Source organism: Floridaenema aerugineum BLCC-F46 (assembly GCF_041929345.1).
Taxonomy (GTDB): Bacteria; Cyanobacteriota; Cyanobacteriia; order Cyanobacteriales; family Aerosakkonemataceae; genus Floridanema; species Floridanema aerugineum.
This window is the reverse complement of sequence record NZ_JBHFNQ010000097.1, coordinates 1-10,680: the sequence shown is the minus strand read 5'-3', so window position 1 is coordinate 10,680 and position 10,680 is coordinate 1. Positions and strand designations below refer to the sequence as shown.

At 39.3% G+C, this 10,680-nt stretch carries 8 protein-coding genes and 3 pseudogenes; 1 reads left to right on the top strand and 10 read right to left on the bottom strand.

Features of this window, described 5'->3' with window-relative positions; genetic code table 11:
• Positions 1-252 precede the first annotated feature (252 nt).
• The 9 genes and pseudogenes from ACE1CC_RS36810 to ACE1CC_RS12510 form a co-directional block, all read right to left on the bottom strand.
• Positions 253-354: pseudogene (locus tag ACE1CC_RS36810) on the bottom strand (DUF2281 domain-containing protein); the annotation flags it as partial.
• Positions 355-393: 39 nt separating this feature from the next.
• A pseudogene (gene vapB, locus ACE1CC_RS12545) lies at positions 394-738 on the bottom strand (type II toxin-antitoxin system VapB family antitoxin); the annotation flags it as partial.
• A 110-nt stretch (positions 739-848) separates the two neighbouring features.
• On the bottom strand, positions 849-2,129 hold the full coding sequence (locus ACE1CC_RS12540; protein WP_413270770.1) for a type ISP restriction/modification enzyme: 1,281 nt from the start codon (positions 2,127-2,129) through the stop codon (positions 849-851).
• Positions 2,126-2,512, bottom strand: a complete 387-nt coding sequence (locus tag ACE1CC_RS12535) for a type II toxin-antitoxin system VapC family toxin (protein ID WP_413270769.1) — start codon at positions 2,510-2,512, stop codon at positions 2,126-2,128. The genes ACE1CC_RS12540 and ACE1CC_RS12535 overlap by 4 nt, the downstream gene beginning before the upstream one ends.
• 2 nt (positions 2,513-2,514) lie before the next feature.
• Positions 2,515-2,793 carry a type II toxin-antitoxin system VapB family antitoxin gene (gene vapB, locus ACE1CC_RS12530; RefSeq protein ID WP_413270768.1) on the bottom strand — a complete coding sequence of 93 codons (279 nt, stop codon included), beginning with the start codon at positions 2,791-2,793 and terminating at the stop codon, positions 2,515-2,517.
• 14 nt (positions 2,794-2,807) lie between these two features.
• Positions 2,808-4,521: pseudogene (locus ACE1CC_RS12525) on the bottom strand (N-6 DNA methylase); the annotation flags it as partial.
• A gap of 446 nt (positions 4,522-4,967) precedes the next feature.
• The gene (locus tag ACE1CC_RS12520) at positions 4,968-5,333 is read right to left on the bottom strand and encodes a DUF3011 domain-containing protein (protein WP_413270766.1); all 366 of its coding nucleotides are present in this window, start codon (positions 5,331-5,333) and stop codon (positions 4,968-4,970) included.
• Positions 5,334-5,502: 169 nt separating this feature from the next.
• Entirely contained in the window at positions 5,503-6,894 is a 1,392-nt protein-coding gene (locus tag ACE1CC_RS12515; protein ID WP_413270765.1) for a UDP-glucose dehydrogenase family protein, read from the bottom strand.
• Positions 6,895-7,075: 181 nt separating this feature from the next.
• Positions 7,076-8,029 carry a UDP-glucuronic acid decarboxylase family protein gene (locus ACE1CC_RS12510; RefSeq protein WP_413270764.1) on the bottom strand — a complete coding sequence of 318 codons (954 nt, stop codon included), beginning with the start codon at positions 8,027-8,029 and terminating at the stop codon, positions 7,076-7,078.
• Positions 8,030-8,144: 115 nt separating this feature from the next.
• Between ACE1CC_RS12510 and ACE1CC_RS12505 the strand changes: the two genes are divergently transcribed.
• Positions 8,145-8,348, top strand: a complete 204-nt coding sequence (locus ACE1CC_RS12505) for a hypothetical protein (RefSeq protein WP_413270763.1) — start codon at positions 8,145-8,147, stop codon at positions 8,346-8,348.
• An 85-nt stretch (positions 8,349-8,433) separates the two neighbouring features.
• Here the strand turns inward: ACE1CC_RS12505 and lepA are convergent, their stop codons facing one another.
• On the bottom strand, positions 8,434-10,245 hold the full coding sequence (lepA, locus tag ACE1CC_RS12500; RefSeq protein ID WP_413270762.1) for a translation elongation factor 4: 1,812 nt from the start codon (positions 10,243-10,245) through the stop codon (positions 8,434-8,436).
• Positions 10,246-10,680: the final 435 nt, after the last annotated feature.

Genomic DNA, 10,680 nt, shown 5'->3' with positions numbered 1-10,680 from the left:
CCGTGTCCCTACAATTTCCGCAGAAATTGGCAAGGATGAAAGCGCCAAAAGGTCTGAAAAACTGGCACTTGTTTTGAGCAAAAAAGGCGCTTTCACCCTTGCCTATCTTACTTTTTACCTTTATTCAGCAAACCCTACTTAGTATTCAAAAGCTTTCAGTCCATTTTAATGGACTCGAAGCTCTTAGCCCGGAAATTGATTTCCGGGTGGGCTAAAACGCAGGTGCAAGATCTCAGTCTACCAATTCTCTCATTACATATATTCCTGAAAATCCTCTAATGGTTCATCAAAATCATCAGGTAAAGGTAAAACAAATGTTCCTTTCATCGAACCAGACAAACGGCGTTTTTTAGGCTTTTCTTCCTCTGTAATTTCTGAATTGGTTTCTGAATAATATTCCTGAAAATCCTCTAAAGGTTCATCGAAATCATCCGGTAAAGGCAAGACAAATGTTCCTTTCAATATTCCAGAACGGCGTTTTTTAGGCTTTTCTTCCTCTGTAACTTCCGGGTTGCTTTCCGGCAAATATTCCTCTAAATCTGCCAAAGGTTCATCAAAATCATCTGGCATAATAATCATGCCTTCCATTGTTCCTGCTACTCGATATTTTTTCGGTGTATTTTCTTCTGTAGACTTTTTACCGTGCTTTTCTAGCAAAAATTCAATGTAATGAAGCACATTTTTTTGCAGAGATTCGGGAAGTTCGGCTAATTTTTCTAAAATAATCGGGTGGATCATGGTTTTTTTCCTTGGCAATCTTTCAATATTGCTTAGTTAAGGGTAGGGCGAAGCATTCGGAGAGAAAATCTAGGGTCTGAGTAATAAATTGTCGCCCGAATGCTTCGCCCCTACAAAGACAAAAAATGTTCAACTATATCGGGCATTTGGCTAATAATTTCCATTGTTTTGACGCTGACGGTGCAGACTCTTGGCAATAAATCTATCACTTGTTCTTTGTAATCAGCAAAGCGATAGGTATTAAAAAGTTTGGCAATGGTGGGATCTTTCGGTTTCTTTTCTTTATATTGATCGAGTATCCATTCTAATGCGGAACGATTGCCGAGTTTGTATTCCCAAGCAACGGCAGGAACTCCTGATAATTGGGTGTTTTCATCTAGTATAATTTGCCCGTTTTCTTTGTCGGCTTTTAGTTTGGCTTTTGGTTGATCTTTGCTGGCAATTTCTTGGCGGGTTAGTTTGTATGGTTCAATGGTTTCATAGTTTAGGTGTAATTCCATTAATGTTTTACCCCATTGCGCCCATTGATGGAAATCGGCATAAAATGGCAAGCGGGGAAATTCGCGTTTTAGGTTGAGTTCGTATTTTTGGCGATAGGCGGGATGATGCAATACGGCGTAGGTGTAATGGAAGATTTCTTGTTTGGTGATGGTGGTGTTTTTGTAGTGTGTTTGAAATTGAGTTAAACCCCAGTCGGTGATGTTGTCGATGCGGTTTCCGTTTTCGTCGTAGCGGTAGAGGGGTAGGCATTGTGTAGGACGACCACCAACATCATGTGATGGTAAACAGTCAGTCGCTTGAACCAAAAAAGGAATTTGTGTATGATTCGTTACAGCAATCACCTTATTTGTAGAGCTATTAGTTGGAAACATTTTGGGACATTGTAAGACCATTGCATTAAAGTGCTTATCGAAGTAAATAAATTTCTTAGCAAAAGGTCTGTTTAAAGATTTTCTTATATTTGAGCTATCAAAATATTTCTGAATTTTCCGAGAAAGGTATTTTTCAAGCTCTCTATCCCATTTAATATCAGGTTTTATTGGTATTCCATGAGTAAGCCTGTGTTGATAGACATTAATCATATACTGAGCTTTATCAACCAATGTCTCACGAGATAAATCATAAACCCACTCATCACGCTGAGTTTTGATTCCTGCCGAGAATAGCTGAAATATTCCCTCGTCAGATTGTCCTGCCTTCACCTCCTTATCAATGATCGGCAAAAAAGTATCAAAATCATTATCAGTTAAATTAATCCAATTCTCTTTCTGATCTGGTGTAACATGATCAAAAGCAATCTCTTCAAAACTCATTCTTTCAACCCAGCTAAGTTTGTCTTCCTTAGTTTGCTCATCCTGTAAAGTAAAGTAGAAAATTTTTGCTTTCTTCATGACCATACTCTCTGAATTGGATAAGCATCAAAAGCCACATCACAGCCAACTATAATTAAACTATGATTTATAGCCTGAGTAATCAACATTCGATCAAATGGATCGCTATGATGTAATGGCAGAGTGAGATAACCCTGCACATCCGCCAAATTAATTGGCAAAACTTCGATTTCCAGGAACTTCAAAACATCTACTAATTCATCAAATGAATTTTGAAGAACCAGCCTTCTCTTACCAACTTTGATGGCAATTTCCCAAAGGCTAGCAATACTAAAGTATAGATTATTATCTGAAACTTCAATAATATCTCTAGCCTGTCTAGTTAACTGCAAACTACCTTCTACATACCAGATGAATGTATGAGTGTCTAAAAGTACATTCATGCTTACATATACTCCTCAAACTCTTCAAGCGGTGCATCAAAATCATCTGCCATCGAAATCTTACCTTTCCATATACCGAAACCGTCTCGTCGTTTTTTAGTTTGTTCTTTTTCCGAAGTTTGGGTATTGTCTTCTGGTGGGAAATCAGAGACATTTTCATTACTTTGCTTAACATACTTACTACCTAAATACTCTACATAGTGCAGAACTTCTATTTGTAGAGATTCAGGAAATTGATGCAGCATTTTCTCAATATTTTGCAAAACCACTGTTTGTTTCATAATTATTTCTCCTGTTCAGTCTTTACTAAAAACATTATAGCTACACCTGCTTTAATATCAAATACATTTCCGCTTGTATCTCCACTACGGATATCACCACCTAAATCAACAATATAAACATAATTAAACTCTTGATCTACGACTTTTCTAAATCCATCGAATGTTTTGCCATCAATAAATGAACGGTTGGTGATAAATGCAAATTAAGCCCTTTGATCCAAGTCTGTCAGTAGCCCAGCGGTAAAAGCGTACATACATATCATACACAGCAGTTTGAAGCTGTGCTGTTCCTTGTTTGATGTAAGTATACTTAATTCGCTTATCAACTTCGTCATATTTACGATTAGCATTATTCAGATTAAAATTTTCTTGCCCAGCATTATAAGGAGGATTACCAATAATAACGGAGATGGTGCGATCGTTCTGATCCTTAATTCTCGCCGTATTCTGCACACTCATCGCAAACAAATCAAGCTGCTTCCCTTCAAAACCACAATGATCCAACGTATCCACCAAACAAATATTTTTAAACTCCTCATAATTTCCCATCTTTTGCTGATAGGTAAACTCAATATTCAAATTGGCAATATAATAAGGTAAAATCGCCATTTCGTTGCAGTGAATTTCATTTTTATACTTATACTCCAACTTATTTGGCGGCAAATATTCAATCAATTCTGTAATATAAGTTCCCGTACCCGTACAAGGATCTAAAATCTCCACTCCCGGATCACTTAACAGTTTTCCAAAATGCTTATGTAGCAAATGATCTGTACTTTCAATCATAAACCGCACAATTTCATTGGGAGTGTAAACAATACCCAATCTATCCGCTGCTTTGGGATTATAAGCTTTATAGAAATTCTCATAAACAGCTTTGAGAAACTTCTGCTTTTCATGGTGATTAGCAATGTTCTCAGATTTGCGGCGAATTACAGCATAATAATGTTCAATACTCTTCAGCGTATTTTTCCGCGTTGCGCCAGTGAAAAAGGTATTAATAATTTCCGAAATTTCCCTAGCAATATTGTTTTCGCGGTGAAACTGTGACTCATGGAAAATATTCGTAAAAATATCCTCCGTGAGAATGTGCTGAATCAGCATTTCATGAATGTCGAAAATCTCAATTTCCGGGTTAATTGACTGGCGACAAAGATTTAAAAAAGTATTGCGTCTTTCTCGAAACTGAGTATTACTTGCTTCTTGCTGATTAATAATATCTCGCAAAGCTACTAAAATATGGGGAATATCTTCTTTAAACTTAGTAATTGCGGCGCGAAAATCCCTCACTTCCGGGCGTTCATAATCAACAAAAGTCGTCAGCAAATTATCTAAAGCTGCCGCGTCTTGCATCGAAACACGAGAAACTTCTTGACTATGCTGAATTAAAACTGCTGTCTGAGAATCTTCAAATAAAATGTTTTCGTCAGGATAACCTTTAGCAATTTTTTTCTCTATTTCTTTGTCTAATATGTCGTATTCATCTTTACTTTCCCACCAACCATGTTCTAGTCGAATGGCATCTTTTACTGTACCATCGGTGATAATTCTTGTGTTAAATTTAGTCTTAAATTCTAATTCGGGAATTAGCAGATAATTGCGTGGTTTACAATATTCGTTTAACAGTCGTTCAAAGGCGTTACGAATGCTTTTTTCATTGCGAGATCCACCATATTGAATGATTTTTTGGACTTCTGCTTGGTATTGAGTAACAAGTAATTTGGACATAATAGTAGACTCCCGCAACGGATGTATTAACGCAAGTTGCTAGTTATTTACATAAAGGTATGTAGTTGGGCTTTAGCCCTTTTATGCCAGGTTTTATAAGAGGGCTAAAGCCCAACTACGTACAAAGAATAAGACTAGTTTATAACTAGTAACTTGGGGTATTATGGATGAAGGGCGGGTTTTGATTGCAATATTGTTTGTGGGAATTCAAAGATTTTGGCTAAACCCGCCCCTACAGATTTCGATCGATCGCTGGCATATAACTGTTAATTGTATCGCAGTTATCAGGTAAAATATTTAACAAAAATAACGGCACAAATTCCTACCTGTAATCTTTAGAAAAACTTAAGATTTTTGGTAAGAATTAATGCCGATCGCAAATCCAATCAACCAAATACCAGTATAAAATTAGCGACTAAAACAGAGCATTCGCCCCAATTTCATTCTTAATAATATTCGCGATCGCCCTCTTCAGGACAATAACTAGGGCAAAAATCTTCTCTGAGATCGGGCTGGCTTCTTTCACGCCCAAAGCCGAAGTTACCAGCAGCCCGAAACCTAGCCCGACAGCCATTTTCTACCCAGACAAAACCATCTTCAAAACCCCAGTTACCCTCACAAATTGCATTGGAATACTCTTTATCTAAAACCACACCTTTGCGAGTATCCAAAGAACAAGTTGCAGGTTGGTAATCAATACTTTGGCAAACAGTGGTAGTTTGAGCATGAGCAGGTTTAACTGCTACTAAGGTAGCAGCGATCGCGATCGTCCCAGCTGTACCCAAAGCTACTTTTGAACAAAAGTTAATCATCAACTTAAACTCCTTTAGCAAAATCTGCCCCTACCCTTAACCGATCCGGGTTATTGCAGAATTTCCCTGTGTCAGGAGTAATTTCAGGAAATTGGCAAAAAAAAACCGAACTACGAATATTAATTCACAGTTCGGACTAGAGCAAGATTTTTAATTGAGCAAGAAAATACTATCTACCGACACCTACATAATGGAAACCAGCAGCTTGTAGAGCTTTGCGATCGAGGAAATTCCGTCCATCAATCATGATCGGAGAGTGCATTAATTTCGCCATTTTAGCGTAATCTAAAGTCAGGAACTGCGCCCAATCAGTGATTAAAACTAAAGCATCACAACCATCAGCTAACCGTTCGGGATCGGTTTCCACAATTACACCAGTTAAACCGTGACGCAAACCAGTTTGAGAAACCAAAGGATCGTAAGCTTTAACTTTTGTTCCCAAGCGGTTTAATTGTTCGATGATATTCAGTGCAGGTGCATCGCGCATATCATCAGTATCAGGTTTAAAAGTCAAACCTAATAAACCAACAGTTTTACCTTTGAGGATTTTCAATTCTTGCTGTAATTTTTCCACAGCAATTAAACGCTGACGTTGGTTAACACTGACAGCAGCTTTTAACAGATGTGCTTCATAACCGTAATCATCAGCAGTATGAACCAAAGCTGAGACATCTTTCGGGAAGCAAGAACCACCCCAACCAATTCCCGCTTGCAGGAATTTGCCGCCAATGCGAGAATCTAAACCAATACCTTTGGCAACTTGGGTAACGTCAGCACCAACGCGATCGCAAATATTTGCTACTTCATTAATAAAGCTGATTTTAGTTGCTAAGAAAGCATTCGCCGCATACTTAATCATCTCTGCTGAGTTGATATCCGTTTTCACCACTGGTACTGGTGGTAAAGATGGATCTTCGGCATACTTGCGCTGTGTAATCGGAGTATATAGCGCTTCCATCATTGATAATGCTCTTTCGCTATTGCTTCCTAAGACAATGCGATCGGGATTAAATGTATCATAAACCGCCGAACCTTCCCGCAAAAATTCTGGGTTACTTACTACATCAAATTCCGCTGCAATCTTTTCTACTTCTTCATCGCTGACAACGCCACCAGCACCGACGAGTACTTTTTGCCGTTCTTTAATTCCATCCATGACAATCATCCGCACCCAGTCACCAGAACCAATCGGTACGGTAGATTTATTCACAATTACTTTGTAGCCATCATTAAGATTAGCGCCAATTCCTCTAGCTACTGCTTCTACATAACGAGTATCACTTTCACCCGTAGGTAGAGGCGGAGTACCAACCGCAATGAATAAAATTTCTCCATGATTAACACCAGCAGCTAAATCAGAAGAAAATTCTAATTTTCCTTCTTTAGCCGCAGATTGCATTAATTCAGACAGTCCCGGTTCAAAAATTGGCGACTGTCCCGACTTCATTAACTTAACTTTTTCTTCGTTGTTATCGATGCAGATTACATCATGTCCGATATGTGCCAAACAAACGCCTGTGACTAAACCGACGTATCCGGTACCAATTACACAAACACGCATATTACCTATTCCTCAAAACAAATTTTACAGAGTAAATCATCAGCCTTAGTCAAATTGGAAAGCCAACGTAAGAATTGTTGGCATGGCGATAAAGCTTATTTCGGTATCCAGTGGGAATTGTCCTGTTCAGGACTTATTTATAATACCCAGACCATCAAATCCGATCGCTATCGTCGCAAATTTATTTACTAACAGCTGAGGCTGGAGAATTGTAGATGCGATCGCGAAAATCTTCTATAGTTAGCTTCAAACCTTCTTGCAGCGGGATAGTAGGTTCCCATCCCAACCAAGTTTTAGCTTTAGTAATATCCGGTTGTCTTTGTCTGGGATCATCCTGTGGTAGAGGTTCGTACTTAATATCTGCATCCGGGTTAACCATTTGCTGAATTTTTTGTGCTAACTCTAAAATAGTATACTCGTCTGGATTTCCCAAGTTTACCGGGCCTGTATGCTCTCCATTCATCAACCGCATCAGTCCTTCTACTAAGTCTGAAACATAGCAGAAACTCCGGGTTTGCGAACCAGTACCGTAAACTGTTAAAGGAATTCCCCGCAAAGCTTGAACGACAAAGTTACTTACTACCCGACCATCATTTTCCAGCATTCTCGGGCCGTAAGTGTTGAAAATCCGCGCCACCCGAATTTCCACATCGTTTTCCCGGTGATAGTCAAATGCTAATGTTTCGGCAATTCGCTTACCTTCGTCGTAACATGAGCGAATCCCGATCATATTTACATTCCCTCTATATTCTTCTACTTGGGGATGCACTTCTGGATCGCCGTATACTTCTGAGGTGGAAGCTAAGAGAAATCTTGCTTTCACCCGTTTGGCTAAACCCAACATATTGATTGTTCCCATCACATTTGTTTTTACCGTCTTGATGGGATTGAATTGATAATGTACGGGAGAAGCTGGACAAGCTAAGTGATATATTTGATCTACTTCTAACCGAATGGGTTCAGTAACATCGTGGCGAATCAGTTCAAAATATGGATGATCTAACCACTTAAGCAAATTGCGTTTATCTCCGGTATAAAAATTATCTAAGCACAATACTTCATGACCTTGTGCCATTAAGCGATCGATAAGATGGGAACCTATAAATCCGGCTCCACCTGTTACTAAAATTCTCATAGTTTCTCAGCAAGCGGTAGGTTATTTTAGGCAGTTAAGACCGCTGTTACAACTATAACTCCAGAAACACCGCTCAGTCTATAATTATCTTTAACCTCAAAGATAGTAGTAGAGCTTGGAATCGCTTTATCTTTATGGATTCTCTAGTGTAACTGCTGTCTTTGTTCCATCAAAATTAACTGCTTTAGTAGAAAGATTAGCAGATTATTTAGCAAAAAGTTACTTTTATTCATCCAATTCATTAAATCTTTATCAGACAGTGAGAGCAACTAACAACTTCTTCATACTTCTTGATAATTCTTACGTTAATGATGATTAAGTGATAAAATTCTAAAGAATTAGAAATGAAAACAGATGACTTACTTAGTGAGCCTCTGCTTTCATTTTTATTGCCTAATTCTCACTTATTCTTTATCCAAGCGTAACACTGCCATAAAAGCTTCTTGGGGTACATCTACTGTACCAATTGCTTTCATGCGTTTTTTACCCTTAGCTTGTTTTTGCAGCAACTTCTTCTTCCGGGAGATATCACCACCATAACATTTAGCCAAGACATCTTTTCGCAATGCGGGAATATGTTCGCTAGCAATTACTTTACTACCAATAGCGGCTTGCAAAGGAATTTTAAACTGATGACGGGGAATCAATTCTTTTAACTTTTCCACCAAAGCTCGACCGACATAATAAGCTTTATCTCGGTGAACAATCATCGCCAAAGAATCTACTGGATCGCCATTGATCAAAATATCCAAACGTACCAAGGTATTCTCGCGATAACCAATTAAATGATACTCCATGCTGGCATAGCCGCGCGATCGGGATTTCATTTGATCGAAAAAGTCAGTCACCACCTCCGCCAAAGGCAACTCATAACTTAAAGTTGTCCGTCCTAAAGTCAAGTATTTCATATCTTTGAAAACACCGCGTCGGCTTTGACCTAATTCCATCAAAGTTCCGACATACTCTTCCGGCGTAATCATATCTACTTGCACGTAAGGTTCCTCAATTTTCTCCCGATATTGCGGGTCTGGCAAAGTGCTAGGATTATCGATTAATAACACTTCTCCTTTGTTAGTTGTGACTTGATAAACTACCGAAGGAGCGGTAATAATTAAATCCAGATTGTATTCTCTTTCCAGCCTTTCTTGGACAATTTCCATGTGTAATAAACCCAAGAAACCGCAACGGAAACCAAAACCCATTGCACTAGAAGTTTCCGGTTCATAAGACAAAGCGGCATCATTTAACTTCAGCTTTTCTAAGGCTTCGCGCAAATCAGGAAATTGATCGGCATCGGTGGGAAACATTCCACAAAATACCATTGGTTTAGCTTGAGCATAACCGGGTAATGGTGCAGTTGCCGCCGGATTTGCTAAAGTAATTGTGTCACCCACACGGGCATCTTCTACCGCTTTAATGGCAGCTGCTAAATAGCCTACTTCTCCCGCATGGAGATCGTCAACGCGAATTTGGTTAGGAGAAAGTACGCCTAATTCGTCAAGTTCATATTCTTTGCCACTTGCCATTAAGCGAACGCGATCGCCATTTTTCAATTTCCCATCCATCACCCGGAAATAAACAATTACCCCCCGATAACTGTCATAATAACTGTCAAAAATTAACGCCCGTAAGCGTTCGTTAACAGTATCTTGAGGTGGGGGTACTAAATGGACGATCGACTCTAAAATATCCTCAATTCCCAACCCTTCTTTTGCTGAAGCTAAAATCGCCCCACTACAATCTAAACCAATCACCTCTTCAATTTCTTTTTTTACCCGTTCCGGTTCCGCACCAGGTAAATCAATTTTATTCAAAACTGGAATAATTTCCAGATTACTTTCTAGCGCCAAATAAACATTAGCCAAGGTTTGTGCTTCTACACCTTGAGAAGCATCCACCACTAACAGAGCTCCCTCACAGGCGGCGAGACTCCGCGACACCTCATAAGAAAAATCCACATGACCGGGAGTATCAATTAAATTGAGAACGTAATCTTGCCCGTCCTTTGCTTTATAATTCATCCGGGCAGCTTGCAGCTTAATAGTAATGCCTCGTTCTCTTTCCAGTTCCATATTATCGAGGAACTGTTCCTTCATATCTCGTGCAGCTACCGTTCCGGTAGCCTGTAATAGACGGTCTGCCAAGGTTGACTTACCGTGGTCAATGTGGGCAATAATACAAAAATTCCGAATTCGAGAAACGGGCACGTCAGTCATAAACTTAGCTCAAAGATGGGGCGCAGAACTTCAATCAAAAAATCGATATCTTGCTGAAGATATTTTAATATTGAACTAGGGCAACGTGACAGAAATAGGTATGGACGCAATTGCTAACAGGCTATATTGACACTCTCACCGCACTGCGCTACGCTGTGGCCGGAGATTCTTGTTTCATCGAGCGCCGCTTTCTAGCACCAGTATCTCTACTTTTACGCTTCGAGTCTTACGCCCTCTCCACAAGCTTGGATTCCTGTGTGTCCCACAGTATTTGTTGACATAATTCTAATGCCCTCTTCCCTAATAATTAAAGTCAACGACTCTCTCACGAGAGCCGTTGCTCTCCAAAACCGTACTTGATACTTTTCGCATCATACGGCTCCTCAGTGAAATAGTGTTTGTCACACAAACGTCATTACCAGCATATCGTTAACC